Here is a 25786-nt window from a genome sequence, read left to right as displayed (position 1 = left end):
CCGCATCGAATATCTGCGCCACGCGAACATTCCTCAACTCGTCAGCACCACCCGCCGAGGGCTTCCGCCGACGTCGTGCACATCGATATGGCCGGTGCGGCCTGCGGGCATTGCCCGTTCCCTGCCCCACGCGCGAATGGCCGCGACTTGCTCGGGGTTGGTCCGGCTGAACGGCATGACCGTCGTGAATTTTGCCTTGATGAACTCCTCGGACGGCTTCGCCTCACCAGCGCGGAACGCGGCCGACGCAATCTGGTGCACCACCCACTCCAGGTCTGACCCGGCGAAACCCTCTGAAATGCTTACTAATTCGTCGATAAGGTCTGGCGCCGGCTCATAGTGCAGGTATTTGTCGAAGTACAGCCGGATGATCTCCGCGCGGTCTTGGTCGTCGGGCAGATCCACGAAAAACAACTCGTCGAAGCGGCCCTTGCGTAGCAGTTCTGGAGGCAGCGACGTCACGTCGTTTGATGTCGCGACCATGAACACCTTGGACCGAGATTCCTGCAACCAGTACAGGAATTGACCGATCAACCGGCGCGTTACGCCCGAGTCGCCGTCACCTGACCCTGCGAGCGCCTTCTCGATCTCGTCGACCCACAGCACGCAGGGCGCGACCCGGTCGGCCATCTCGAGGGCCTCCTTCAGGCGGCTTTCGGAAACGCCGACATACATTCCGAGGATCGACGCCATGTCGAGCCGGTACAGCGGGAGTCGCCATTCACTGGCAATAGCCTTGGCGCTCAACGACTTCCCGCAGCCTGGTACGCCGACCAGTAGGACTCCCTTGGGTGGGTGCAGTGAGGTCTTGGTCAGGTCCGCCCGCAGTAGCTCGCCTTGTTCGGCCAGCCATTGCCGCAATGTGGTGAGTCCGCCTATGCGGCTGTCCTCCTCGCGAACTTTGACCTTTTCGATACCGCTTGTCTCGCCGAACATCTGGTCTTTGAACTCGGACAATTCGACGGTGTCGTCGGTTCTCAGAAACCCCTTCGCCAGCAGTGTCGTCATCGCGTTGACTGCCTGCGCCTCGCTGACACCGAGCAGGATCTCGGCGGCGTGCCGAATGTCCTCCGGTCCCCACTCGATCGGCATGACACTGCGGTGATCCTCGACAAGCGCGGTCACCAGTTCCTGCATTTCGTCGAGGTCGGGCAAATCGAGTGTTACGGTCATCCCCAGCCGAGTCAGCCCTGTCCACACCGGTTTTGACGAGATCAGGATCAACGACCCTTGGCGTTCGTCCGCTATCCGAGCGACCTCGGCGAGGTAGCGCGTCGTCGAATTGTCACCGTCGATCTCGTCGACGTCCATGAACACGAAGTTGGCATTGCTTCGGGAATTGAACGTCGCGGACGCGTACTCCAGGGCGCCGACGAACGAGCGGTCGTCGATGACCTGCACCTGCCCGGACAACTCGAAAAGTCCCTGCGCCATCGAATGTCGGTAGAAAGCCATCGATTTGAACTGTCCGGCGACACCTCGGATCAGCTCCAGGGCTCGCGCATTCTCCGCGCTGCGCACGATGATGACGGGGACTCGGGCTTTGAGGTACCGGTTGAGTATTTCGGCGGTGCCGACCATGTTAGGCAACGGAAAAACCTTCCTATTCGTACGTCAACCGTCGTTGATGACGACACGGCGCCGCGTGACCCTGACAGGTCCGAGTGAAGGCGGTGCGGCAGGCCGCGATGCTGTTTCGGAAGCAGTCGGTGCGGCTGCTTTCGCGTTGACATACAGCGAGTTCAATGGGTAGTCGGGCTGCAAGATGACCGTGAAGCTGTTCGACCGCACCAACCGCAGGAGCCGTTCACGCGTGGCGATCTGCACGGCTCCGCCCCGCGCGGGCTGTGTGACGGCGTATTCGAGGTCATGCTGAATGCGTCGAACGTCTCGCTCGACGCTTTCCAGCAGCGGCTTCTGGATTTCGGATGGAAGAGAGCGGTGCTGTGCGAGTTGTACGCGCCGCCCAAGCAGCGCCCGAAGTTCGACGAACGTGCGGGCGTAGTCGTGTTCGGTAGTGGCTCGAGCGATGTTGCGCTCGAGCCGTCGCTGCCAGGTGTTCATCACTTCCTGCTGTACGGCGGCGATGTGCGCGACCAGCCGTTCATACGCGGACGGGGGTAGCGAGTCGGCTTCGAGCCGGGGGAGGCCGCTGAGGTCATGGTTAGGGTCCTTCGCCCATGCTTTCAGCGCGAGAACCCAAGCCTCGTAGGCGCTATTGCCGGGCGCGGTCACTGCGTCCGCGGCCCGGCGGACGCAGGCGGTCGCACAACGGTGATTTCGCCCGGCGGCAGGGGGTCCCAGCTTGGAAGGTCGCCCGCGATCTTACGGTTGCGCGACAGTTGCGGCTTGGCGATGCTGCCGCGGCTCAGCGACTCACGGGAGACCGGCGGTCCGTCGTCACCAGCGGTCGGCGCGATGAACGGGTTTCGGCGCGTACGTCGCACCACAACACCGGGTTGCACCTGCGCATGCACAGAGCGGTTGGCGCGTACGGCTTTACCGCGCGGCGCGCCTGAAGATGGGGATGTCATGATGCCTGCTCCTGGGACGTGGTGTATCTCGGCCATGAGTCCACGACGGCGAGTAGCGCGCCTTCTTTCTGGTCGGCTGACGCATAGGCGAGTTTGGCGTCGACGAATTCGGCGATCGCGGCTCGATAGATGTCTACCGAATGCTGTAGTGCCTGTTGTGCCATGTTTCGCGCTTCACGATATTTCTGATCAGCGGTGCTCTTGGTGCGCCAGAGCCAGATTGCCGCACCCCCCGCTGCTAGAAGGAACAAGAATATCCCCACAGGGAAGGCCAGAATCATGAACAGCAATCCGATCAAGGCGATCCCGCCGGCGATGACGTAGTTGTATTCCTTAAATCGCACCCGCTCGAGGTAGGCTTCGACTGCTTTGCGCCATGTTGCGGCGAGCGACTCTTCGGCCTCCCGTTGGGTGACCCCGGTACTTGCCTTCCACCCTGGGAAACCCAGTGCCGCTGCATAGTTCGAGTGGTTGCGATCCAGCTGAATGTCGACGGCATCGCGATAGCCGGCGCGGTAGTTGGCGGTGTAGGTGCCGATGGCTTTCTTGAAGTCGCCGCGGCCTCCGTCGATCGCGATTTTCTGCGCCGACACGGAGACTCCAAACATGCTCGGACGGATGGCCGCTTGTGTCTGTAGCGACACCACGTCGAACTTCTCATCGAGAGCTTGGTTGAGTGCGTCCGCTTTCTCTCTTGCCCTGTCGAGGTCACCGCCGCTGTTGATTACTTCGCGGTGGAAGACCACTTCGCGCTGAAACGGCAACTCCTCCGCGTCGAATTCGGTGACGAGCACCTCGAGGATGTCGTCCAGACGCTCCTGAACCGAATGTGCCAGAGGTGTCGACGTATCGCGGATCCTCGCATACTTGTCGGCGACGAACTGCAGTGCGGATGCGCGCTCTAACAGTTCTTTCCACTGCGGCCACTGCGGCGACACTTTCGACAGGTATGGGTACAGCGACTCGTCGACAGTGGCGCGATGGATGGCGATCTCTTTGACCCAGGTATCCACCTGAGCGCGCAAGACTCCTGGGTCATTGCGGAACTTTGCGTTCCATGCGTCGAGTTGCTCACTGATGATCGCCTTGCCGTGTGGACCGAACGCGTCCTGGGAGGCGGCTTCCAAAATGACGACGAATTCCCTTGTGAGAGCGCGCGGATCGAGCGAGGCGAGGTAGTGACGCAGCCACCGGCCAGCTGCCTCCAATCGCGCCTGACGGCGCAGGACCAGTGCAAAGAACAGGCTGGTCTTCTGCGGGTCGCGGCTGAAGGCTGCGTCGATAGACCTGGTGGCGAGGTCTTGGTTATCGCGTGACCATGCGGCCAGCGCCACGAGAGCCGGGGCCAGCCAGTACTGCGGCGTCTGCAGCATCAGCTCCTCTGAGATCTGCTGAACCGTGCGGTTGCTGACGTTGCCGATGTCGAAGGCTTGCAACGTGCCGATCGAGGTGCGCCTAACAATCTTGTAATGGCCGTACTCACGTTCCAGCTGCGCCTCGATATTGCCGATCACGGTCTCGGAGCGCTGGACTGCTGCAGTGCGCTCCGCCTGCCGCACGAACGCCTCGAAGTCCGCGCGCAACTGGTTGAGTTCGCTTCTGGCAGAGGTGAGGTCTGCGGAGACGCGCCCGACATTGGCGTCGACGGCGCTGACTTGACTGCTCAGGACGGAGATGTCGCGGCCGACGCTGTTGATCGCGCTGATGACCGGGGCGAGGTTGACGTATCCGTTGCTCATACAGGTAGTGCTCTCTTCAGGTTTGTGCTGGTTTCTAGGTCGCGGGCGTGAAATCCACAGAGGTGCCGTCGGTGCGGACCGGAACGATTGCGCCGTCGGAGTAAATCTCGACGTAGGCATAGGCGCCGCTGCAGGCCAAGCCGCGGGCCTGGTTATAAGGGAATCCGGGATCGTCGCCGGGAGAGTAGTGCTCGAGAATTGTGTGGGTCAGGCTCAGCTTGTGGTCGACGAACGGGGGACCGAGGTAGCACTTCGAAAACAGGCCGATGAGCATGCCGCCCTGGCGGGCGTCGTACTGCTGGCGAACCCAGTCCATGATTTGTGTACGGGCGGCTGCATCGACCGTCGTGTCCAGACTCGCGATCGCCGACATCAGGTCAGCGGAGCGCGGCCGTACTCGATTGGTGACTTGCTGCCGGTCGACCACGATCTTGTTGGCTGGCGCAGTCGTGGCGGTCACGTTTGTGGGCATGACGAGGCGAGATTCCGGCTGCTGCAGAACACGGCGCCGCGATACATAGCTCACCGGGACTCCTCCCGGCCGGCGATGACGAGCATCAGAGACCCCCTCGGTTGCATGAGCGTAGAAGACATGCACCGTCGATGTGGACGATTCTGTAATCTCCGGCAAACCTGACGCGGTGACGTCAGCTGCCGGTCTTCGTCGTCAGAGTATGGGCGAGCCGTCCCACAGCAAAGGGGCAAAGGTCCTTAAAGGAATGGGGCGAACGCAATATCGTCAGGCGTTGGTGGCGAACCACGCCGTCGTCACCGTGTGGCGTATCGGCGGCTGGAACGGCGTGTCCCGCGGACCCAACTGGCCGACGAAGACGGCCCACAGGGGTCGGGTCCGGTCGATCGCGTCGGCCGGATTCCAATTCGGCGGCGCCAGCACGCCGAGGTTGCGTTCACATCCGTAGATCGGAACGGTGCCGTCGGCGCGGCCGCCGAAGTCGATGCCGTTGGGAAGGATGCAGCGGGTGCCGTCGTCGAGAAGCATCGCGAACGGTATCGGCGTCGCGGGCGGTTGGACGGTGGGAAGGGGTCCAGGGGAGGGGAACCGGCGCAGTGTCTTGCTCTAAGGATCCGTCGCGCACAACAGCGAGCCCGGGGCCGGCCAGCACACTTGGGCGGCGGCTTCGCTCGGTTCGCAGGCGTAGATGTCGGCGGCGGTGGCGGCCGGTGACGGGGCATTGCAGCTTGCCAGGTCGGGGGAGCTCTGCCGGGCCACCACGTGATAGCCGTTGAGCGGTAGGCCGTTCACGTCGACTGCCACCACATTGATCACCTCGGTGGCAGTCGGATCCGCGACGGCGCTCGCCGCTGTGGGCATTATGACGACGAACATCGACGCAGCCCCAGCCCACAACACGGTGCGCATGGTTCAAGCCTCCCGCATTGGTCTGTCGAGCGCACGCGTATCGGTCGTACGCTCGACGGATGAAAGCCGTCGCCTGTACCAAGGCCACGCTCGAGGTCGTCGAACTGCCGGTCCCGACACCCGCGAAGGGCCAGCTGCTCATCGACGTCCTCCGGTGCGGTATCTGTGGTTCGGACCTGCACGCCCGACACCACTGCGACGAACTCGCCGACGTGATGACCGAGTCCGGGTACGACGACTTCATGCGCTCGGATCAGCAAGTCGTGTTCGGGCACGAATTCTGCGGGGAGATAGTCGATTACGGCCCAGGTACCAGGAAGTCGCCACGCCCCGGCACGGTCGTCGTCGCGATGCCGCTGTTGCGCCGCGGCAAGGAGGTGCATGCGATCGGGCTGACCACAAAAGCGCCGGGGGCCTACGCCGAGCAGCTTCTCATCGAGCAGATGTTGGCGTTCCCGGTGCCGAACGGGTTGGCACCTGAGGTAGCCGCTCTCACCGAGCCGATGGCCGTCGGCTTGCACGCTGTGCGCATCAGCGACGTGGGCAAGGGCGACGTCGCGATCGTCATCGGCTGCGGGCCGATCGGTTTGGCGGTGATCTGCATGCTCAAGGCCGTCGGTGTCCGCACCGTGATCGCCAGCGACTTGTCGTCTGCTCGACGTACTCTCGCGACCGCGTGCGGAGCGGACGCAGTAGTCGATCCCGCACAGGAGTCGCCGTACGAGGCGGCCGCCGGCCGCGGCCACCTCGACACCGTGTCCGACGCCTTCGGACGCATCAGCGCGCTCGAAACGCTGCACAAGCTGCGCGTGCCATGGTGGCATTTGTTGCGGGCCGCGGAAGTGGTGGGGGCGGCGGCGCCCAAGCGTCCGGTGATCTTCGAATGCGTCGGCGTGCCGGGCATGATCGACCGCATCATCGCCGATGCACCCCTATTCTCCCGGATCGTGGTGGCCGGCGTGTGCATGGGTGCAGATCGCATCCGTCCGGCGATGGCGATCAACAAACAGGTCGACCTACGATTCGTGTTGGGCTACACGCCATTGGAATTCCGCGACACGCTGCACATGCTCGCGGACGGAAAGGTCAACGCCTCACCGCTGATTACTGGGACGGTCGGGCTGCCGGGTGTTGAATCTGCGTTCGACATGCTTGCCGATCCCGACAAGCACGCAAAGATCCTGATCGACCCGAGAAGCGATGCGACAAGCCCGTGATACCGCTTGTGCATTTGCCTCATGAGCGAGAGCTGTGGCCGCTGTGGCCGAAGTGGACAATGCGCTCAAAAACCCTCGATCAACGCTCGCGGGCACGATACTTTCGCAAGGGCGACAGTCGACGCGGAGGTGACCATGGCGATCAGCCGAGCAGTGGCGAGTTTAACAGCGGTGTGCGCCTTTGCGGGCATCCTGGGCGGCCTGCCCACTGCAACCGCAGACCCCCCACCGGCATGCGGCCCCGATCAAGCCACCGCCATCGCCATCGCAACCGCCCACGATCGCCACGAGTCCATGACGCAAGGACCCTGGAACCCCAACCCGGTCATGAGCAATTTCGACCCGTGCGCGAACCTCTCCGGCGTCGTCCTGACCATCGACATGGCCAAGCCGTCGTCCCCCCGCCAGGTTTTCCTGTTCAACCGCGGCAACTACGTCGGTAACGCGCTCACTCGCGGCCAACCTTTCACCACCATCGACGTGGCTGCATCCACGAAGGACACCCTGATCGTCGACTACGTGTCCGGCCGCACCTGCGGAACCTGCACTGACGGCAAGGTCACTCCGGTCCGCTACTACTGGGACGGCGCCCGTGCCGTCATGGCCGATCCCATCCCGCCCCGCCAGGATTGGCCTATCCCGTAGGCAGCCGCCAACATATGACCGAGCCGCTGGCCTGGACCCTTACCGACGGCCGCGAGCTCTTGTTCTTCGCGTTACCCGGCCATACCCCGATGCCGGTCACCGACCGACGGTCCCTGCCCGAACACGAACATGCCTTGGCCGAGTTGCGCTTTGACCGGCAGACCGGCCAGTGGATCACGATCGCCACGGCCCGCCAAGACCGCACCTACAAGCCGCCCTCCGACGAATGTCCGCTTTGCCCAAGCCCTTCCGGCCTGACCAGTGAAATTCCTGCCGACGACTACGACGTCGTGGTCTTCGAGAATCGCTTCCCGAGCTTCACCGGCCACGCGACCGACCATCTCGCCGCACCCGACGGCAACCTCTTCACCGCCGCGCCCAGCCGCGGCCGCTGCGAGGTCATCTGCTTCTGCAGCGACCACACTGGCTCGTTTGCCGCGCTCGACCAGCCGCACGCCCGCCTCGTCGTCGACGCATGGTGTCACCGCACCGCTGATCTGATGGCTCGACCTGGCATCGCTCAAGTCTTCTGCTTCGAGAACCGCGGCGAGGAAGTCGGTGTGACCCTGACCCACCCACACGGCCAGATCTACGGCTACCCGTTCCTCACGCCCCGCACCGAGGTGATGCTGATCCAAGCACGCCGTCACCGAAAACGTCATGGCACAAACCTGTTTGAAGATCTCCTGCAGGCCGAGCGTTCCGACGGCCGACGCGTGGTCCGGCAGACCGGGCACTTCACCGCGTTCGTCCCCTTCGCCGCCCGCTGGCCGGTCGAAGTCCACATCTACCCGAACCGGTTCGTACACAACCTGACCGACCTCCACGACGACGAACTCGACGAGTTCACCGAGATCTACCTCGACATCCTGCGCCGCTTCGACCGCCTGTATTCAGCGCCCCTGCCCTACATGTCCGCGCTGCATCAGTACGCCGACACCGACGTCCAGCGTGAGGGTTACTTCCACGTCGAATTGATGTCGATCCGCCGCAGCGCCACCAAACTGAAGTACCTCGCCGCCTCGGAATCGGCCATGGACGCGTTCATCAGCGACGTGACACCCGAAGGCACCGCGCAGCGTCTGCGTGAGGCTTGACGTGATCCGCTATGCCGCACCTGGGCGGGTCAACCTGATCGGCGAGCACACCGACTACAACCTCGGCTTCGCGCTGCCGATCGCACTGCCCCAACGGACCGTCGTCACCTATGCGCCAAGCGGTTCCGCCACGCTGGCCGTACGCAGCGACGCAGCAGACGGTCTTGCTCAGATCGCACTCGGCACTGCCCCCGGCGATGTCAGCGGCTGGGCGGCTTACGTCGCCGGCGTGCTATGGGCACTGCGCCGTGCCGGCTATCCGGTGCTTGGCGGCGACATGTCGATCTCGAGTGATCTCCCGATCGGCGCGGGTCTGGCGTCGTCAGCGGCGCTGGAGTGCGCAGTGCTGGGTGCACTGATCACTGCCAAAGGCCTACGCCTGAATCCCGTCGAGCAGGCGCAGATCGCGCAAGCGGCCGAGAACCACTACGTCGGCGCCCCCACCGGACTGCTCGACCAATTGGCAAGTCTCTTCGGCGCACCGCGCACCGCGATTCTCATTGACTTCCAATCGCTTTCGGTGCAGCCCGTCCCGTTCGATCCCGATGCATCCGACGTTGCGCTGCTGCTCATCGACTCACGCTCCCGGCACCGCCACGCCGACGGCGAGTATGCAGCCCGCCGCGCTTCATGCGAACGCGCTGCCGCGACCCTCGGCGTCTCGACCCTGCGTGCCGTGCAAGACCTCGCAGCGCTCGAGACGGTCACCGGCGTCGACGCACGTCGCGCACGCCACGTTCTCACCGAAAACCGAAGGGTGCTGGATTTCGTTGCGGCGCTGGGCAATCGGGACTTCCAAGGCGCTGGCGCCATCCTCACCGAATCGCACCGATCAATGCGCGACGACTTCGACATCACCAGCGACCACATCGATCTGATCGCCGACGCTGCGGTACGAGCCGGAGCGCTGGGTGCGCGGATGACCGGCGGCGGCTTCGGTGGCTGCGTCATCGCACTCGTTCCCCTCAACCGGCTCGACGACGTGGCGGAATCCGTGCGCAACGTCACGCACCGCGCCGGCTATCCCGCGCCGACGGTCACGCGCACGACGGCAGGGCCCGGCGCCATGGAATGCTGACGCGATGACGACCCCGAACCTCAGCCGCTCCGTCGCCGGCCGGACGGCCTTCATCACAGGCGCCGGCAGTGGAATCGGCCGCGCGACCGCAGAAGTCTTCGCCGCCGAGGGCGTGCGGGTGGCGCTCGCCGACATCCAGTCCGACGCGGTGCACCAGGTGGCCGACGCCATCCGCCAACGAGGCGGGCACGCAACGGCTTACCGCCTGGATGTCGCCGACGCGGCGGCGGTCGCCACGACTGTGCCCGAAGCCGCCGACGCGCTCGGCGGCTTGGATTTCGTCGTCAACAACGCCGGAGTTGTGCGCCCGACCGCGTTGGACGACAAACAGTACGACGACATCTGGCGGTGGCAGCTGGACGTGATGCTGACCGCACACCAGCGGATCGCCCGGGCGGCGCTGCCGTATCTGCGGCAGTCGTCGTGCCCGCGGATCGTCAACCTGGCCTCAACCGAGGCGATGGGCGCCACCCGCGGCAACGGCATCTACGCCGTCGCCAAGCACGGCGTGGTGGGCCTGACGCGTGCGCTCGCGGTCGACCTTGGGCGCGAGGGCATCACCGTCAACTGTGTCTGTCCCGGACCGATCAACACCGCACTCACCGAGCGAATCCCGGTCGAGCACAAGACGATCTTCGCGAAACGTCGGACTGCCCTCGGCCGTTACGGCGAGCCGGCGGAAATAGCGCACATGATCCTGAGCCTGTGCCTGCCGGCAGCCTCTTACATCACCGGTGCGATGGTGGTCGTCGACGGCGGGATGACTGCCCGCAACGCCCGACGCCCGGCGTGCACGATCAAGTCCGAGAATCGGAAGGTCTAGGGAACTCGGCGGCGATTGTCGTGCGGATCTCGTCCAGCACAGCCGCCCGTACCTTCAGCTTGCTTTCCTTGTGCGCCCGCGCGTCCAGCGCAGCGAAGCCCTTGGCGACTTCCTGTGCGCGCGGACGCACCATGTCCGCCTCGACCAACTCGTCGAGATATCCTGCGGCAAGAGCGTTTTCGCCCTTGAACTCGTAGGCGAGGTTGACGGCACGCTGAATCGCCCCAGGCGTCAATCGATTTCGCATGATCGCGAGAGCCGGGCCCGGCATCGTGAGCCCAATCGCTACCTCGTTGGCCTGGATGCGGTGCGACGGCGCGCCGATCAGGTAGTCACCGCAGAGCATCAAAAACGATCCCATCGCGATGCAATGGCCGGTACACGCCATCACCACCGGCTTGGAGAACGCGAGAACCCTTGCGGCGAGCTCGAATCCGCCGACGAGCATGTCGAGAGCGGCATCGCCGCCGCCCGTCAGCACCTTGAGGTCGAAGCCGCCGGAGAACACGCGGTTGTTGCCGGCTATCACCACCGCCTGCACGCCTTCGAGTTCAGCGTGGTCGAGCGCCTCGTTGATCTCGAGCTGCATGTCCGGCGACAGCGCGTTGACCTTGCCGTCGTCCATGGTGATCGTCGCGACCGAGTCGTCGACGCTGTAGTGAACCCGTTCTCCCATGGCCACCGACGTTACTCAGACGCCCATCAGCATCCGCCACTGCTCCAGGCTGGTCGGGCGGAACACGTAGTTGGTGCGACGCACCTCCGACAACGACGCGCTCGGCTCAGCTGAGTACCAGTGGCCGGGGTAGACGGTCGGGTCGCCCGGCAGCTTCGCCAGCTGATGCAGGCTGCGGTACATGGCGTCGACGTCGCCGCCTGGGAAGTCGGTGCGGCCGCAGCCTTCCAGGAACAACGTGTCGCCCGCCACCAGGCGCCCGTCGAGCAGGAAGCACTGACTGCCCGGTGTGTGGCCTGGGGTGTGCAGCAGTTCGATCTCGACGTCGCCGATGTTGACCTTGTCGCCGTGCTCGTGGGTGGTGAGCTCGGCGAGCGGGATGCCCGTCACCCGCGACACCCACAGCGCCTCGTGGGAGTTGACGTGGACCGGAACTTCCGTGTGTTCCATCAGTTCGGCCAGGCCCTTGAGCGTGAAGCCCATCATGGTGCCGCCGACGTGGTCTGGATGATGGTGCGTGACAAGCACACCGGACAGGCGCATGCCGTCTTGTTCGAGCACGTCGACCAGATCCTGGGCGGCGTAGGCCGGGTCGACGACCACGGCGTCCTTGGTCTCCCGGTCGCCGATGAGGTAGGCGAAGTTGCGCATCTGCTGGGCGATCATGTCGGTCTTCCCGAAATCGCGGCCGGACAGCAGCTGGCGGAAATACAGGCGATCGTCGCTGGCCATGGGTTCAGGGTATTCGGCCTCTGGCAGACGAAATTGGTGCGGGTGCGACACCGCAGGCGGCCATAGGCTGAATCGCATGTGGGCGACAGAGGCTGATTTGAGTGGGCTCGAGGCTGCCGCAGCGTTGCTTCGACAGCACGCCACGCAGCTTGTGGTAGGCGCGGCGCCACTTGGACCGTCGCACCAAGCGACGGTTGCTGCGGTGCGCGACGTTCATGCCGGAGTCTCGACAACATCAGGGATGGTCAAACGCCGGATCGAGGCGCTGGCATCCAGGATTTCTTCAGCAGCGGGTGATTACTCGCGAACAGAAAGCGACTCCGGCAGGACAATCCGCGCAGTGGGGCAATCCGCTTATGCCGGCTAACCCGACGCTGTCACAAGTGCGCCGTTGGAGCACTGAGCATCTCGAGATCGCGGCAGTGCAATGGGCTGATGCCGCCAACGCTTGGGACAACGCGTTCAGAACCGCTGACGGCATCGTGCAGGATCCTGGCGGAACGGTATGGCATGGATCGGCGGCGGCTGCTGCACAAGACAGGACGCGGGCTGACCGGGCCAAGGTCGTCGACGTCGCCGATGCATTGCACGGGGCTGCCGCCATGGCGCGTTCGGGTGCAACGGAGATTGCCGCCGCCCAGCAGCGCGCCATTGCCGCTGTCCATCAGGCGCAGGCCGCGGGCCTCGTCGTCAATGAGGACTTGACCGTGACATCACAAGCACCGCCCACAAGGGCCCAGGCTGCCGAGATGCAACGCCTCGCCGCGGCTGTTCACCAGCGGGCGGCCGCATTGGATGCGGTCGACCGGAGTGTCGCGGCAAAGCTGACCGCCGTGCGAACGGAACTGGACCGCTTCGGGTTTGAGTCGCTGCCCGACCGCCGCGGATGTTGTGGCGAGGCCATCCAGGCGATGGGCGGTCCGCCGCCTGATACTCCACTCCTCATCTGGTGCGATGACACAGGGCATACGGCGTATGGGTTCGCCTGCGTGATTCACTACCCGAACGGCAAGCACGAGGTTTTCTACTCGCCCACCGACGAATCCGGAACGATGGGATGGTGATGGGACCAACAACCCCGGTAGAGGGCTTGCCTCCCAACGATGGGTCATCGTTCTACTTCGTGCCTCAGGCATGGCAGCGCCCAGACGGCACATGGGAGGCGCGTTATCCCTGCCGGGACTGGACGGTGTCCGGTGAAACGCGTGAGGCAGCGATCGAGGAACTGCGTACCGAGGACCAACGTCGTGCGTCCACCGAAAAGGGCTATATCGTCGCGGTTCTCCGCGCTGCCACACGTCATCTGGATGATCCGATTCCCGGGGTGTACCGGATCCCTCCGGAAGTGCGCGCCGAGGCGATGGCCAGCGGCGATCCAGAAGCTGTGTACGACCGCTACATCGCCGAGATCGACTCCGGCGAGCGCTGATCCGCCAGGGTGCCTCCGCTTGTCAATCGCTGTGCAGCCGCACCATCCGCGTCGTGCTGCTCTCGTCGAGGTCCACCAGCTGGGCACGGGATCGCAGGAAGTCGCTGAATGAGCGGAAGCCCAGGGCCTTCTCGCTGAACGACGGGTCCATACGCTTCATCTGGGCCTTGACCGCGGAATTGTGCAGCCATTCGGTGTCGTCGCGTTGCAGGCCGATTCGCAGTGCCCGCTCCAGAAGGTCGGTGGCGACCTGCTGCGCGTCCGGAGGCGACGGTTCCCCCTCCACCGCAGGTGCCGCCTTGCGCCGGGCACGCTTCTTCGGTGCCTCTATCGAAGGGACGCCAGGAAGAGCGTCGTAGGTGACGAACTCGTCGCACGCGGCCGCCAGCGAGCCACTGCTCGCTCCTGCCACGCCGATTCCGACGACGTAGCGACCAAGGCGCTTGCAGCGCTGGGCCAGCGCGATGTAGTCGGAGTCACCGCCGACGATGACGACGTGCGTGAGGTCGGGAAGCCGGAACATGTCTTCGACCGCGTCGACCGCAAGCCGGATGTCCGCGCCGTTCTTCCCGTATGCCGCCGCGGGGAACAGCTGCACCAGATCCACTGCGCGCGCCACCAACTGACCGCTGTAACCCGCGTTGACGTCGGCCGACCAATCGGCATAGGCGCGGGTGAGCACCAAGGTGCCGAACGACGAGGCGAAGTCGATGATCGCCCCGACGTCCACGGTGGCCTCCGCGAGCCGCTCGGCCGTCAGCCCGCGCGCCTTGTCTTTCTGAAACGAGTTGCGGCCGTGGATTTGGTCGTACCGCGATATCACGATGTTGTCGAAGTCGAGGTACACCGCAACGCGGGTCGCACCGCCGTCAGCCATGGGCTCAATCTAGGGTCCCCCCGGTGCGGCTTCCGAGGTTTGTCGCTTAGAGGCGGGCATGTCGGCCTTTACCGGCAGTGACGTCCCCGTGCCCGATGGGAGCTATTCGCCGGAGGAAGTCGGGGGAGACCCGTCGTGCCCGCCTCTAAGCGACAATCCGCGGTGTCGGACCCGCATGTCAGGGTCCGGTCATGACGAAGCGGTTACTGCGCGGAACGGAATTGCGCTACGTGCTGACTGACCATCTGCATGTTCACGGCCCTGCAACGGTCGCGGAGCTCGCGGTGATGCTGGCCAGGTGGAACTTCGTCACAGACGGGCGGCCGTCGAAAGCAATTTCTGATGCATTGCGGTGGGAAATCCGGCTCGGGCGGGTGTGGAGACGTCGGCGCAGCCTCTACAGCGCGGCCTCGATGCCGCGGTCGACGGAGTACCGCATTCACACGCGGGTGCTGGCTCTGCGCGACGAGGCCGCGGAATTGTCCACAACAGGCGGCAACAACGACGTGTATCCCGACCCGGCGCGGCCGTTGCGGCACCGGGCAGACCGCAAACCGCACTGACCTCCTGTTTGGCGGGCCAGCTAGCCACGCTGTACCCTCTACAAGGCCCAATGCGCGGGTCAAGGCCCCCTTAGCTCAGTCGGCAGAGCGTTTCCATGGTAAGGAAAAGGTCAACGGTTCGATTCCGTTAGGGGGCTCGGCGGACGCCGGGTGGACTGGCGGTGCCTCAGCACAAGGCGATGTAGCTCAGTCGGTTAGAGCGAACGACTCATAATCGTTAGGTCGCCGGTTCGAGTCCGGCCATCGCTACAGGACAGGAAGAACAAGAAGGGCAGCAGAAGTGGCCTCCAGCACGGACATTCGGCCGAAGATCACGTTGGCGTGCGAGGTGTGTAAACACCGCAACTACATCACCAAGAAGAACCGCCGCAACGATCCCGACCGGCTCGAACTCAAGAAGTTCTGCCCCAACTGCGGCAAGCACCAAGCACACAAAGAGACCCGCTGAGGTAGGTTCGCCAGCCGTGTCTTTGTCCGACAGGATCGTCGGGATGCACTTTCGCTATCCCGACTACTACGAAGTCGGCCGGGAAAAAATCCGCGAGTACGCCGAGGCCGTCAAGAACGACCATCCCGCGCATTTCGACGAGAAAGCGGCGGCGGAGCTCGGCCATGACGGGCTGGTGGCGCCGTTGACCTTCATTTCGGTGTTCGGTTACCAAGCGCAGTCCGCGTTCTTCGAGAATGCGAACGTCGCCATCAAGGACGCCAAGATCGTGCAGGTCGACCAGGTGCTCAAGTTCCACAAGCCGCTCAAGACCGGCGATCGGCTGTACTGCGACGTCTACGTGGATTCGGTCAGGCAGTCGTTCGGCACCGACACGGTGGTCACCAAGAACGTCGTCACGAATGACAAGGGCGAAGAAGTCCTGGAGTGCTATACGACGCTCGTCGGTCGCAGTGACGAAGAGGGAGATGAGGGCTTCAAAGATGCCATTGCGTGAATTCAGTTCGGTGAAGGTCGGGGATCAGCTGCCCGAGAAGGTCATCACGCTGACCCGCCAGGACCTGGTCAACTACGCCGGCGTGTCCGGTGACCTCAACCCGATTCACTGGGACGACGACATCGCCAAGCAGGTGGGCCTCGACACCGCGATCGCCCACGGCATGCTGACCATGGGTCTGGGCGGCGGCTACGTGACGTCCTGGGTCGGCGACCCGGGCGCGGTCACCGAATACAACGTCCGGTTCACTGCCGTCGTCCCGGTTCCCAACGACGGCAAGGGTGCCGACATCGTGTTCACCGGCCGCGTGAAGTCGGTTGATCCCGAGACGAAGTCGGTGACGATCGCGCTGTCGGCCACCACGGGTGGGAAGAAGATCTTCGGTCGCGCCGTCGCGACCGCGAAGCTGGCGTAACCATGGCGCTCAAAACCGATATCCGCGGAATGGTCTGGAAATATCCCGACTACTTCGAGGTCAGCCGCGAACAGGTCCGCCAATACGCCGCAGCGGTCAAGGCATACGATCCGGCCAGCCACAACGAAGAGGCTGCCCGCGAACTCGGTTACGACAGCCTGGTGGCACCGCTGACTTTCGCGGCCATCTTTGCGGTGATGATCCAGCGGCACTTCTTCCAGCACGTCGACATCGGCTTCGAGACGTTGCAGATCGTCCAGGTCGACCAGAAGTTCAAGTTCCACCGGCCGATCATGGCGGGGGACAAGCTGTTCGGGACCATGTACGTCGAGTCCGTGGACGAGCGGTTCGGTGCCGACATCGTGACCACCCGCAACGTCGTCCAAGACGAGAACGGCGAGGTGATCATGGAGGCCTTCACCACGATGATGGGCCACGAGGGCGACAACTCGATCTCGGCGAAATGGGATCCGGAAACCGGGCAGGTGGTGCGGACCGCCGTCGGCGCGTAGGCGGTAATCGGATTGGTAACTCCGACGCGGGCCGATGTACACTCGGACCTCGGGGTTTCCCCACGTCAGCGCGCTGTCCGTCGGTAATTGGATCGACCGCACGGGGAGCGCGCGAATTGTGTGGGCCCCTGAACGCGTACAGGTTGGCCTGCCAACCTCTAGGGGCGTAGCTCAACTGGCAGAGCAGCGGTCTCCAAAACCGCAGGTTGCAGGTTCAAGTCCTGTCGCCCCTGCAGAACCGAACACGAAGTGATCGTGGACACTGGAGGGTGGACACGGCGAAGGCACGAACGGAAGGGCATGCGGTGAGCGACGAGCGCGAGGCTGCCGGCGCCGCAGGCGACGGCGAAGACACCACCGCCAGCGGTCGGACCGCGGTCGCCACTCGGCCGCTGCGCCCCACCGGCAAGCGGTCCCGGCAACTGACCGAGGCCGTCGAGGCCGAGCCGATCGAAAAGGCCGGCGAAACAAAGGATGGCGGCAAGGGCAAGGCCAAAGCCGCAAAGAAGACCGGCCCGGACAAGGGTCGCGGCAACCCGATCGCGTTCGTCATCAACTACCTGCGGCAAGTCGTTGCCGAGATGCGCAAGGTCATCTGGCCGAACCGCAAGCAGATGGTCAGCTACACCTCCGTGGTGCTGGCTTTCCTGGTCTTCATGGTGGCGTTGATCTTCGTCGTCGACATCGGCTATGCGGCAATCGTGCGTGGCGTGTTCGCCGGCGACTGGGCATTGAAATTTAAGTAGGGAAGGACAAGGACCGTGACAACCCCTGACGGCGTCGAGGGCTACTCCGAGGAGCAGCCTGACGCCGAGCTGTCCGCGGGTGCGTCCGTGGATGTCGACGAGCGTTCGGCCGAAGAGGCTCCTGCCGACGAGGCCCCTGCCGAAGAGCTCGACCCGGCCGAGGCGCTCAAGGCCGAGCTGCGTTCCAAGCCCGGCGAGTGGTACGTCATCCACAGCTACGCCGGCTACGAGAACAAGGTGAAGGCCAACCTCGAGACCCGCGTGCAGAACCTCGACGTGGGCGACTACATCTTCCAGGTCGAAGTGCCCACCGAAGAGGTCACCGAGATCAAGAACGGCCAGCGCAAGCAGGTCAACCGCAAGGTGCTGCCCGGCTACATCCTGGTCCGCATGGACCTCACCGACGAGTCCTGGTCGGCCGTGCGCAACACGCCGGGCGTCACCGGCTTCGTCGGCGCGACGTCGAAGCCGTCGCCGCTGTCGCTCGACGAAGTGGTGAAGTTCCTGCTGCCGCAGGGTGCGGGCAAGAAGACCGCGAAGGCCGCGACCGCCGGCGCTGCCGCTGAAACCGGCGGAATCGAACGGACGCCGGTCGAGGTCGATTTCGAGGTCGGCGAATCGGTGACCGTCATGGACGGCCCGTTCGCGACGCTGCCCGCCTCGATCAGCGAGGTCAACGCCGAACAGCAGAAGCTCAAGGTGCTTGTGTCGATCTTCGGCCGCGAAACACCCGTCGAACTGACCTTCAACCAGGTCGCAAAGCTTTGATTTCGGTGCGCTAACCGGCGCTGAGCGCATGAAAACGCACCGAAATCGCAAAGGAAAGGAAGAGCATGCCCCCGAGAAAAAAGGTCGCCGGGCTGATCAAGCTGCAGATCCAAGCCGGCCAGGCCAACCCTGCGCCGCCCGTCGGCCCGGCGCTCGGCCAGCACGGCGTCAACATCATGGAGTTTTGCAAGGCCTACAACGCCGCGACCGAGAACCAGCGCGGCAATGTCGTGCCGGTGGAGATCACCGTCTACGAGGACCGCAGCTTCGACTTCAAGCTGAAGACGCCGCCTGCGGCCAAGCTGCTGCTCAAGGCTGCCCGCGTGGACAAGGGTTCGGCTGAGCCACACCGCAACAAGGTCGCGAAGGTGTCGTGGGACCAGGTCCGTGAGATCGCCGAGACCAAGAAGGAAGACCTCAACGCCAACGACATCGACGCCGCGGCGAAGATCATCGCCGGGACTGCCCGGTCAATGGGCATCACCGTCGAATAGCGGAACAACCATCTGTGGGAGGGCTGGCATCGGCCCGCACCACGGCTCCAACACCACGATTGGATGAACGAATGAGCAAGAAGAGCAAGGCATATCGCGCGGCCGCTGAGAAGGTGGATCGCACTCACCTGTACTCGCCTCTCGAGGCGGTCAAGCTGGCCAAGGAGACGTCGTCGAAGAATCAGGACGCCACCGTGGAGGTTGCGATCCGGCTCGGCGTCGACCCGCGTAAGGCCGACCAGATGGTGCGCGGCACCGTCAATCTGCCCAACGGCACCGGCAAGACCGCTCGCGTCGCGGTGTTCGCCGTCGGTGACAAGGCTGAGGAGGCGCTGGCCGCCGGCGCCGACATCGTCGGAAGCGACGATCTGATCGAGCGGATCCAGGGTGGCTTCCTCGACTTCGACGCCGCCATCGCGACGCCGGACCAGATGGCCAAGGTCGGTCGGATCGCACGCATCCTCGGTCCGCGTGGCCTGATGCCCAACCCCAAGACCGGCACCGTCACCCCCGACGTCGCCAAGGCCGTCAGCGACATCAAAGGCGGCAAGATCAACTTCCGCGTCGACAAGCAGGCCAACCTTCATCTGGTGATCGGCAAAGCGTCGTTCGACGAGAACAAGCTCGTCGAGAACTACGGCGCCGCGATCGACGAGGTGCTGCGAGCCAAGCCGACCGCGTCGAAGGGCCGCTACCTGAAGAAGATCACCATGTCGACGACGACGGGCCCGGGCATCCCGGTGGACCCGTCAGTGACGCGGAATTTTGCCGAGGTGTAGTTGGAGCCGGAACCGACCATAAGGTCGGAGGTCTAAACGCCCTGAGCCGCAAGCGATTTCGTGAAGCCACTGACGTCGCGCAGGCTCGCGCCGTAGACGTCGGGTAGCGCACCCGCGCACATCATGTCGCCGGCATGCCCGGTGCCGGCGATGATCCGGCCGACCGCCGGCACTCCGGCGCGCACGAGCCGTCGGTAATAGAGCAGGCCCTCGTCGCGCAGCGGGTCGAGTTCGTTGACGGCGATCACGTGCGGCGGCATGCCCTCGAGGTCGTCTTCGGTCGCGTTGCCGGGCCAGCACGCCGGATCGTTGGCGTGCTCGCCGTCGGGATCGTAGACCGAGCCGTTGACCGCCAGCTCCATGCAGCTGAAGACGTATCCGTCGTTCTCTTTGAGCGAGGGCAGTTCGTCGGGCTGCTCCAGGAACCGGTTGGAGATGTACGGGCATTGTGCGTACACGCCCGCGATCTCATGCAGCCAGCCCTCGCGCTTGGCCTTGTGCGTGACCGCCAGCGTCAGGTTGCCGCCACCGGACTCGCCGGACACCACGATGTGCGATCCGCCCAATTCGTCGAGATGCGCTGCAGTCCAACAGATTCCGGCCGCGCAGTCGTTGATGCCCGCGGGGTAGGGGTGCGGGCCCAATTTGCCTGCGCTGTTGCGGAATTCGACGCCGACGACCAGCAGCCCGGTGGCCGCGAGGTTGTCGCGCCAGCGGACGTAACCGAGGTCGGTGGCGCTTCCGAATGCCATGCCGCCGCCGTGGATGTGGAAGAGGCACGGCAGCGTCGACGACGATGCGCTCGGCCGGCTGACGTAGAGCGTGATGTCGCCGCCGTCGCCGTCGATGGTCACCGTCTCGGTCGACACGCCCTCAGCCGCCGGCGCCTTCTGGGCCAACGCCGTGAGGAATGCGACCGTCACCTCCTCCGCTTTGGCGATGTAGGCCAGCCGGTCGGCCAGCGGCGCGTCCGGTGTGAGCGGCGGAGTGGGCGCCAGCCCGTCGAGGCCGAACGGCGCGAGCGCGGCGACCATTCGGGGGTCGGAGCGCGGGTCTGTGCCGAGGGTGCAGTCGGGATTTGCGAGGCGGCCTTGAAGCATGTCGTCATGCTATGCGCGGCCTCCCAGCAAAGTTTCCACGGCCGATTTGACGGTTCTGTAAAACCGGTCGGTCGTCTGTGGGACGATGCCGTTCAAACCGCCTGAATCAGCCGCGCCCCGTCCGGGGGAAGCGGTCCACGGGTCATGCAGGAGGCTGAAGGTGCGTGCCACATACCGCAAGGCGTTGTTTGCTGTCGTAGCGCTGTTGTCGGCGGTCGCCTTCGGCGTCGTGTCGGTGTTCAGCGCGGCCCTGACGTGGGGCGCGGTCACGGCGTTCGTCGTTCCGGGCACCGGTACCCCCAACGCGAATGTGGTCACCGACTACCTGAAGAACGCCTACAACCGCTACATCTACGCGTCGGACCCCACAGGCGTGCCCTCGACGTGCACCGCAGCCACCAACTGCGCGCTCAGCGGCATCAACTATCCGGCGTCGTTCTGGCCGATCTTCTTCATCCCCAACTGGTGCCCGGGGGCTAACTGCGCCAAATGGAACGAGTCGGTGGGCGAGGGCGTGCAGCACCTCGACGACGAGGTTCAGCCAGTAGTCGGCAACCTCCAGCCTGGCGACAAGCTCGTCATCTTCGGATACTCGCAAGGCGCGCGCGTGGTCAGCATCGAAAAGGAGCGCCTGGCCGCCACGCTGACCCCCGACCAGAAGAAGCAGGTCGAAATGGTCATGATCGGCAACATCAGCCGCCCGAACGGCGGGCTCTGGTCGCGGCTGAGCTTCCTGCCGACGATCCCGATCCTCGACGTGTCGTTTGGCAATCCCACCCCGACGAACTCCGACATCAAGACCACTGACATCTCGTTCGAGTACGACGGGGTGTCCGACTTCCCGGCGTATCCGCTCAACCTGCTCGCCGTCGCCAATGCGATCGCCGGCTTCCAGTTCGTCCACGGCTACTACCTGGTGCCCAACGGCAACGGCCCGACGGATCAGCTGCCGTGGGGGTACACGCCCGCAGACATCCAGAACTTCATCGAGGCGGCCGGCAATCCGACGAAGGGTGACACCACGTACGTCACCATTCCGGCGAAGTCGCTGCCGATCCTGCAGCCGTTCATCGACTTGGGCAACGCGACTGGCACGTCGGCGATCGTCGACCCGCTCCTGGAACTGGTCCAGCCGGCTCTGAAGGTGCTGATCGACACCGGCTATGACCGCACGGCCAGTCCGGGAGATCCCGTGACGTTCCGTCTGATCCCGAACATCAACCCGGTGAAGCTCGCGACCGATCTGATTGCGGCGATCGGGCAGGGCATTCACGACGCGACCGACGGCGTGCCGATTGTTCCGACGGTGACGCCGCCGTCCTCGTCGTCGACGACGACGATCTCGCTGTTCTCGACATTTGCTGCGCAACAATCGAACCCAGCACTTCAAGTGCAGAAGACCCAGCAGCAGCAGACCAGTGCGGATGCCGTTCCGACGCTCGATCTGGCGCGGACGACGTCAACCGAACCCGATGCCACAAAGTCGGCCACCGCGCAGGGTTCCAGCAACGCCAACGAACAGAATCAGAACCCGTTCAAGCTCAGGTTGGGCAGGTCGTCGGTCGCGGGAGATCAGACGACGCCGATTGCGAAGACGCCCAAGCCGGCCGCGCCGAAGCTGCCGAAGCCGGGGGACGTTGCCAAGGTCGACAACCCGCTACCGCGCGTCAGCGATCTGTTCGGCAAGCACAGGACCGGCCAGAGCGGGCAGACGGGTACGGACGGCACGAAGCCGGGTGGCAAGCAGAACGCCGCGACGTCGCCCGATTCCGGGCAGCGCGCGGCGGCGTGATCAGGCCGCCGCGCCCGGCTTGAGGTAGGTCACCAGGCTGACGTCGATGCTCTCGTCGATGAAGTAGTACTGGCAGCCCTTGAGGTACCGCATGTAACGGTGGTAGTTCTCCTCGTCGGTGACCTCGATGGCCTTCTCTTTGTTGCGCTCCAGCGCCTCGGCCCACAGACCCAGCGTCTTGATGTAGTGGGTGCGCAGCGACTTGGCCTCCGGCACCACGAACCCGGCCTTCTCGCCGTGCTCGATCATCATCTGCGTGGTGGGCAGCCGACCGCCCGGGAAGATCTCCGTGATCATGAACTTGATGAACCGGGCGAGCTCGAAGGTCAGCTTCTTGCCCTGCGCGGCCAGGTCGAACGGGTGGTAGCCGACGCTGCTTTGAATGGTCATCCGGCCGTCGTCGGGCAGGATGTCGAAGCAGTTCTTGAAGAAGTCGTCGTAGCGCTCGAAGCCGAAGTGCTCGAACGCCTCGATCGACACGATGCGGTCGACCGGCTCGTGGAACTGCTCCCAGCCCTCCAGACGCACGTCGTAGGTGCGTTCGGTGTCGACCTTGCCCAGCAGCTCTTTGCAGTACGACAGCTGTTCCTTCGACAGTGTCAGGCCGATGACGTTGACGTCGTACTTCTCCAGCGCCCGCTTCATGGTGACGCCCCAGCCGCAGCCGATGTCCAGCAGCGTCATGCCCGGCTTGAGGTCGAGCTTGTCGAGGTTGAGGTCGACGTCGGCGAGCTGTGCCTCTTCCAACGTTACGTCCGGCCCCGTGAAGTACGCGCAGCTGTACTTGCGAGTGGGGTCCTGGAACAGGCCGAAAAAGTCGTTGGACAGGTCGTAGTGAGCCTGGATGTCCTCGAAGTGCGGCCGCATGTCGTCGGCTTGCTTGGTCTTGTTAGGCATGTGTCTAGCTTGCCTTTCGTGGTTTTTCCGAGGCGGCTGACGCCCCAAGACTTGACTGGAAATGCTATCCGATGTGCAGGACTGCTCTGAAACTCACGCGGGCGTGGCCTCGCTGAAGTTTGTTTTCAGCTCGCCCACGATGTCGTCCCACAATTGCTCGGGCAACTCGTGACCCATCCCGTCGTAGAGCACCAACCGGGCGTGCGGGATCGCCCGAGCCACCGCACGACCACCTGTCGGACGCATCAGCTTGTCGGCTTTCCCGTGGATGACGACTGTCGGCGCCTCGGTTTGCCGGTTGTAGCGCAGCAAGCTGCCGGTACCGAGGATCGCCCCGAAATGCCGCGCGATACCGGCCGGGTAGTAGGACCGGTCGAACCCCTCGATGGCCTCGGCGCGGATCACGTCGTCGCTGCGGGGATAGCCGGGGCTGCCGATGATCTTGCTGACCCGGATCGCGTTGGCGATGATCGCCTCGCGGTCTGAGCCCTTGGGCTTCTGCAGGATCGCGAGCAGCTGCTGTGGTCCGGGTGGCGGCAACAGCGGCTGGTTGTTGCTGGAGAAGATCACGGCCAGCGTCTTCGTGCGGTGCTTGTACTCGGCGGCGAAGACCTGCGCGATCATGCCGCCCATCGACGCGCCCACCACGTGCGCCCGGTCGATGCCGAGATGGTCGAGAACCGCGGCCGCGTCGCCCGCCATGTCCTCGAGGGTGTAGATGGCCGGGTTACGCAGGCCGAAGAAGTGCCGCACCATTTTCACGGGCAGCGATCCCGGGTGACGACGGCCGTGCAGCTTGGAGGACAGCCCGACGTCACGGTTGTCGTAGCGGATCACCCGCAATCCCTGGTTGACCAGCTTCTCGCAAAAAGCCTTGCGCCACAAGAGAAGTTGCGCACCCAGGCCCATGATCAGCAACACGGCCGGGTCGTCCGGGTCGCCCATGTCCTCGTAGTAGATGTCCAGGTCACCCGAGCGGGCGGTGCCGGTTCGGATTTGCACTAGACCTCGACTTCCTTGTGTTCGCGGCTGACCTCGACCATGAAGTTCGCGAAGTAGCCTGTCAGCTCTGGATCGGACATCATCTGCCACTTGGGCGCCAGCAGCTTCATGTAGCGCTCGACGTAGAGGAACTGCTTGCCGATCAGCACCAGCTCGCGGGGAAGCTTCACGTCGTAGGCGTCGGCCAGCGCGGAGAGCTGCCGGCCGATCTCCGCGTAGCTCATGTCGCCAAGGCTCTTCATGGTCAGCGGCGTTGCGAACTTCTCCAGGTCCTTGGCCGCCTGCGCCTCTGGCTTCGTAGTGCCGACCGCACCCATCAGCACGACGATCTTGCCTGCCGCGGCATGGTCCTTCTTCACCAGCAGGGCGTACACCAATTCCCTTAACAGCCAACGGGTTCGGGGGTCGATGCGGCCCATGATCCCGAAGTCCAGGAACACGATCTTGCCGTTGGGGTCGACGTAGAGGTTCCCGGCGTGCAGGTCGCCGTGGAAGAGGCCGTGCCGCAGGCCGCCCTCGAACACGCTGAACAACAGCGACTTGACCAGTTCGGTGCCGTCGAAGCCGGCCTTGCGAATCGCGGCGGCGTCGTCGATGCGGATGCCGTGTACGCGCTCCATGGTCAGCACGCGGCTGGTGGTGTAGTCCCAATACACCTGCGGCACGCGGATGTTCTTGCCCAGCGGGCTGGCGTGCATGTGCGCTACCCAGGCGTCCATCGACTGCGCCTCGAGCCGGAAGTCGAGCTCTTCGGCCAGGTTGTCGGCGAAGTCGGCGACGACGTCCTGGGCGGACAGCCGCCGGCCGAGCTTTGCGAGCTCGACGAGCTGTGCGCCGCGCTTGAGGATCTGCAAGTCGGCGGCGACCCGTCGGCGGATGCCGGGCCGCTGGATCTTGACCACCACTTCCTCGCCGGTGTGCAACGTGGCGTAATGCACCTGCGCGATCGACGCGGACGCGAACGGCCGGTCGTCCCATTTGGCGAACAGCGTGTTGGGGTCCTCGCCAAGATCTTCGACGAAGATCTTGTGTACCTCATCGGGGTCGGCAGGAGGCACCGCGTCGAGCAGGCTGCGGAATTCCCGCGACAGCGGTTCGCCGAACGCACCGGGACTCGACGCGATGATCTGGCCGAACTTGACGTAGGTGGGGCCGAGGTCCGCGAAGACGTTCGGAACCTCCTTGATGACCTTCTGTTGCCAGGGCCCTCCGTCGAACAGCTTTCCGGCTACCCGGCCCGCGGCTCTGGTTACGTGCCAGCCGGTCGCCCCGATGCGGGCGGCCTCGGTGAAAAGCGGCACACTGTCGAGCTTGGCGACCTCGCGATGCTTGGTCGATGAGCGCTCGCGCGAAGAGAGAGATAGCGATGAGCGCTCGCGCGAAGAGCGTGATAATGAGCTCATAGACGCAGTGTGCCAAACGTTCTTAGGGTTCTCATAATCTGCGGGTGGCGGCTCCACCCGGTCCATCATGCGCTTTTCTCGTGGGGGCGGGTTTGCGTCGCCACTTGCGCCACATGAGTCACTCGGCGGTTTGGAGTCCGTTG

The 25786-nt window shown here is 64.4% G+C and carries 31 protein-coding genes and 3 tRNA genes; 20 read left to right on the top strand and 14 right to left on the bottom strand.

The window, feature by feature from the left end:
• Positions 1 to 33: 33 nt before the first annotated feature.
• The 7 genes from AC5Y4N_RS06060 to AC5Y4N_RS06030 all read right to left on the bottom strand — a co-directional run bounded on the left by AC5Y4N_RS06060 (position 34) and on the right by AC5Y4N_RS06030 (position 5654).
• Complete coding sequence (locus tag AC5Y4N_RS06060; protein WP_499906366.1) at positions 34 to 1581, bottom strand: AAA family ATPase; 1548 nt, start codon at positions 1579 to 1581, stop codon at positions 34 to 36.
• 33 nt (positions 1582 to 1614) lie between these two features.
• Positions 1615 to 2235 carry a hypothetical protein gene (locus AC5Y4N_RS06055; protein ID WP_499906128.1) on the bottom strand — a complete coding sequence of 207 codons (621 nt, stop codon included), beginning with the start codon at positions 2233 to 2235 and terminating at the stop codon, positions 1615 to 1617.
• Positions 2232 to 2534: a hypothetical protein gene (locus AC5Y4N_RS06050; protein WP_499906131.1), complete on the bottom strand. Its 303-nt coding sequence runs from the start codon at positions 2532 to 2534 to the stop codon at positions 2232 to 2234. Before AC5Y4N_RS06050 ends, AC5Y4N_RS06055 begins: the two co-directional genes overlap by 4 nt.
• Complete coding sequence (locus AC5Y4N_RS06045) at positions 2531 to 4273, bottom strand: hypothetical protein (protein ID WP_499906135.1); 1743 nt, start codon at positions 4271 to 4273, stop codon at positions 2531 to 2533. The genes AC5Y4N_RS06050 and AC5Y4N_RS06045 overlap by 4 nt, the downstream gene beginning before the upstream one ends.
• A 34-nt stretch (positions 4274 to 4307) precedes the next feature.
• Complete coding sequence (locus AC5Y4N_RS06040) at positions 4308 to 4745, bottom strand: hypothetical protein (protein ID WP_499906138.1); 438 nt, start codon at positions 4743 to 4745, stop codon at positions 4308 to 4310.
• Positions 4746 to 5012: 267 nt separating this feature from the next.
• The gene (locus AC5Y4N_RS06035) at positions 5013 to 5273 is read right to left on the bottom strand and encodes a hypothetical protein (RefSeq protein WP_499906140.1); all 261 of its coding nucleotides are present in this window, start codon (positions 5271 to 5273) and stop codon (positions 5013 to 5015) included.
• Between the two features lie 78 nt (positions 5274 to 5351).
• On the bottom strand, positions 5352 to 5654 hold the full coding sequence (locus AC5Y4N_RS06030; protein WP_499906142.1) for a hypothetical protein: 303 nt from the start codon (positions 5652 to 5654) through the stop codon (positions 5352 to 5354).
• 59 nt (positions 5655 to 5713) lie between these two features.
• On the opposite strand from AC5Y4N_RS06030, the gene AC5Y4N_RS06025 reads away from it, so the two are divergent.
• From AC5Y4N_RS06025 to AC5Y4N_RS06005, 5 genes are all read left to right on the top strand, one after another.
• Entirely contained in the window at positions 5714 to 6871 is a 1158-nt protein-coding gene (locus tag AC5Y4N_RS06025) for a zinc-binding dehydrogenase (RefSeq protein ID WP_499906145.1), read from the top strand.
• A 135-nt stretch (positions 6872 to 7006) separates the two neighbouring features.
• A complete protein-coding gene (locus tag AC5Y4N_RS06020) occupies positions 7007 to 7516 on the top strand; it encodes an LppP/LprE family lipoprotein (protein WP_499906147.1) in 510 nt (169 codons plus the stop codon).
• Between the two features lie 14 nt (positions 7517 to 7530).
• The gene (gene galT, locus AC5Y4N_RS06015) at positions 7531 to 8613 is read left to right on the top strand and encodes a galactose-1-phosphate uridylyltransferase (RefSeq protein WP_499906149.1); all 1083 of its coding nucleotides are present in this window, start codon (positions 7531 to 7533) and stop codon (positions 8611 to 8613) included.
• Positions 8603 to 9691: a galactokinase gene (locus AC5Y4N_RS06010; protein WP_499906151.1), complete on the top strand. Its 1089-nt coding sequence runs from the start codon at positions 8603 to 8605 to the stop codon at positions 9689 to 9691. Before galT ends, AC5Y4N_RS06010 begins: the two co-directional genes overlap by 11 nt.
• A gap of 4 nt (positions 9692 to 9695) precedes the next feature.
• Positions 9696 to 10514 carry an SDR family NAD(P)-dependent oxidoreductase gene (locus tag AC5Y4N_RS06005; protein WP_499906153.1) on the top strand — a complete coding sequence of 273 codons (819 nt, stop codon included), beginning with the start codon at positions 9696 to 9698 and terminating at the stop codon, positions 10512 to 10514.
• Here the strand turns inward: AC5Y4N_RS06005 and AC5Y4N_RS06000 are convergent.
• Together AC5Y4N_RS06000 and AC5Y4N_RS05995 are read right to left on the bottom strand one after the other, a co-directional pair.
• A complete protein-coding gene (locus AC5Y4N_RS06000) occupies positions 10489 to 11190 on the bottom strand; it encodes a crotonase/enoyl-CoA hydratase family protein (protein ID WP_499906155.1) in 702 nt (233 codons plus the stop codon). The two genes, AC5Y4N_RS06005 and AC5Y4N_RS06000, sit on opposite strands and share 26 nt — an antisense overlap.
• Positions 11191 to 11205: 15 nt before the next feature.
• A complete protein-coding gene (locus AC5Y4N_RS05995) occupies positions 11206 to 11922 on the bottom strand; it encodes an MBL fold metallo-hydrolase (protein WP_499906158.1) in 717 nt (238 codons plus the stop codon).
• A 194-nt stretch (positions 11923 to 12116) separates the two neighbouring features.
• Between AC5Y4N_RS05995 and AC5Y4N_RS05990 the strand changes: the two genes are divergently transcribed.
• Together AC5Y4N_RS05990 and AC5Y4N_RS05985 are read left to right on the top strand one after the other, a co-directional pair.
• A complete protein-coding gene (locus tag AC5Y4N_RS05990) occupies positions 12117 to 12986 on the top strand; it encodes a hypothetical protein (RefSeq protein WP_499906160.1) in 870 nt (289 codons plus the stop codon).
• A gap of 59 nt (positions 12987 to 13045) precedes the next feature.
• Positions 13046 to 13351 (top strand): hypothetical protein, encoded by a 306-nt coding sequence (locus tag AC5Y4N_RS05985; protein WP_499940468.1) that lies wholly within the window; start codon positions 13046 to 13048, stop codon positions 13349 to 13351.
• A 22-nt stretch (positions 13352 to 13373) separates the two neighbouring features.
• Here the strand turns inward: AC5Y4N_RS05985 and AC5Y4N_RS05980 are convergent, their stop codons facing one another.
• Positions 13374 to 14228 (bottom strand): NYN domain-containing protein, encoded by an 855-nt coding sequence (locus tag AC5Y4N_RS05980; RefSeq protein ID WP_499906166.1) that lies wholly within the window; start codon positions 14226 to 14228, stop codon positions 13374 to 13376.
• Positions 14229 to 14419: 191 nt separating this feature from the next.
• Here AC5Y4N_RS05980 and AC5Y4N_RS05975 point away from each other — a divergent pair, with 191 nt between their 5' ends.
• From AC5Y4N_RS05975 to rplA, 12 genes are all read left to right on the top strand, one after another.
• Complete coding sequence (locus tag AC5Y4N_RS05975; RefSeq protein ID WP_499906169.1) at positions 14420 to 14791, top strand: hypothetical protein; 372 nt, start codon at positions 14420 to 14422, stop codon at positions 14789 to 14791.
• 64 nt (positions 14792 to 14855) lie between these two features.
• Positions 14856 to 14928, top strand: a tRNA-Thr gene (locus tag AC5Y4N_RS05970).
• A 38-nt stretch (positions 14929 to 14966) separates the two neighbouring features.
• Positions 14967 to 15040: transfer RNA gene (locus AC5Y4N_RS05965), tRNA-Met, on the top strand.
• A gap of 31 nt (positions 15041 to 15071) precedes the next feature.
• Positions 15072 to 15239 carry a 50S ribosomal protein L33 gene (gene rpmG / locus AC5Y4N_RS05960; RefSeq protein WP_499906171.1) on the top strand — a complete coding sequence of 56 codons (168 nt, stop codon included), beginning with the start codon at positions 15072 to 15074 and terminating at the stop codon, positions 15237 to 15239.
• A gap of 16 nt (positions 15240 to 15255) precedes the next feature.
• On the top strand, positions 15256 to 15735 hold the full coding sequence (gene hadA, locus AC5Y4N_RS05955; protein ID WP_499906173.1) for a (3R)-hydroxyacyl-ACP dehydratase subunit HadA: 480 nt from the start codon (positions 15256 to 15258) through the stop codon (positions 15733 to 15735).
• Positions 15722 to 16150, top strand: coding sequence for a (3R)-hydroxyacyl-ACP dehydratase subunit HadB (hadB, locus tag AC5Y4N_RS05950; RefSeq protein WP_499906176.1), 429 nt, complete (start codon positions 15722 to 15724; stop codon positions 16148 to 16150). The genes hadA and hadB overlap by 14 nt, the downstream gene beginning before the upstream one ends.
• A 2-nt stretch (positions 16151 to 16152) precedes the next feature.
• Positions 16153 to 16662: a (3R)-hydroxyacyl-ACP dehydratase subunit HadC gene (gene hadC, locus AC5Y4N_RS05945; RefSeq protein ID WP_499906180.1), complete on the top strand. Its 510-nt coding sequence runs from the start codon at positions 16153 to 16155 to the stop codon at positions 16660 to 16662.
• A 160-nt stretch (positions 16663 to 16822) separates the two neighbouring features.
• Positions 16823 to 16895, top strand: a tRNA-Trp gene (locus tag AC5Y4N_RS05940).
• Positions 16896 to 16967: 72 nt separating this feature from the next.
• Positions 16968 to 17408: a preprotein translocase subunit SecE gene (gene secE / locus AC5Y4N_RS05935; protein ID WP_499906183.1), complete on the top strand. Its 441-nt coding sequence runs from the start codon at positions 16968 to 16970 to the stop codon at positions 17406 to 17408.
• Positions 17409 to 17423: 15 nt separating this feature from the next.
• Positions 17424 to 18176: a transcription termination/antitermination protein NusG gene (gene nusG / locus AC5Y4N_RS05930; protein WP_499906185.1), complete on the top strand. Its 753-nt coding sequence runs from the start codon at positions 17424 to 17426 to the stop codon at positions 18174 to 18176.
• A 65-nt stretch (positions 18177 to 18241) separates the two neighbouring features.
• A complete protein-coding gene (rplK, locus tag AC5Y4N_RS05925) occupies positions 18242 to 18670 on the top strand; it encodes a 50S ribosomal protein L11 (protein WP_499906187.1) in 429 nt (142 codons plus the stop codon).
• Between the two features lie 71 nt (positions 18671 to 18741).
• Positions 18742 to 19449 carry a 50S ribosomal protein L1 gene (rplA, locus tag AC5Y4N_RS05920; RefSeq protein WP_499906190.1) on the top strand — a complete coding sequence of 236 codons (708 nt, stop codon included), beginning with the start codon at positions 18742 to 18744 and terminating at the stop codon, positions 19447 to 19449.
• Between the two features lie 32 nt (positions 19450 to 19481).
• Here rplA and AC5Y4N_RS05915 read toward each other — a convergent pair whose 3' ends face one another.
• Positions 19482 to 20549, bottom strand: a complete 1068-nt coding sequence (locus AC5Y4N_RS05915; RefSeq protein WP_499906192.1) for an alpha/beta hydrolase fold domain-containing protein — start codon at positions 20547 to 20549, stop codon at positions 19482 to 19484.
• Positions 20550 to 20709: 160 nt separating this feature from the next.
• Between AC5Y4N_RS05915 and AC5Y4N_RS05910 the strand changes: the two genes are divergently transcribed.
• The gene (locus AC5Y4N_RS05910) at positions 20710 to 22341 is read left to right on the top strand and encodes a PE-PPE domain-containing protein (protein ID WP_499906195.1); all 1632 of its coding nucleotides are present in this window, start codon (positions 20710 to 20712) and stop codon (positions 22339 to 22341) included.
• Here the strand turns inward: AC5Y4N_RS05910 and AC5Y4N_RS05905 are convergent, their stop codons facing one another.
• The 3 genes from AC5Y4N_RS05905 to AC5Y4N_RS05895 form a co-directional block, all read right to left on the bottom strand.
• Positions 22342 to 23238, bottom strand: coding sequence for a cyclopropane mycolic acid synthase family methyltransferase (locus AC5Y4N_RS05905; RefSeq protein WP_499906197.1), 897 nt, complete (start codon positions 23236 to 23238; stop codon positions 22342 to 22344). It abuts the gene before it with no gap.
• Between the two features lie 93 nt (positions 23239 to 23331).
• Positions 23332 to 24240 (bottom strand): alpha/beta fold hydrolase, encoded by a 909-nt coding sequence (locus AC5Y4N_RS05900; protein WP_499906199.1) that lies wholly within the window; start codon positions 24238 to 24240, stop codon positions 23332 to 23334.
• Positions 24240 to 25643 carry an ABC1 kinase family protein gene (locus AC5Y4N_RS05895; protein ID WP_499906202.1) on the bottom strand — a complete coding sequence of 468 codons (1404 nt, stop codon included), beginning with the start codon at positions 25641 to 25643 and terminating at the stop codon, positions 24240 to 24242. Before AC5Y4N_RS05895 ends, AC5Y4N_RS05900 begins: the two co-directional genes overlap by 1 nt.
• Positions 25644 to 25786: the final 143 nt, after the last annotated feature.

The organism is Mycobacterium sp. NGS19, from assembly GCF_059813155.1.
Note: the sequence above shows the minus strand (reverse complement) of the source record. Positions and strands in the feature narration are given on the sequence as shown.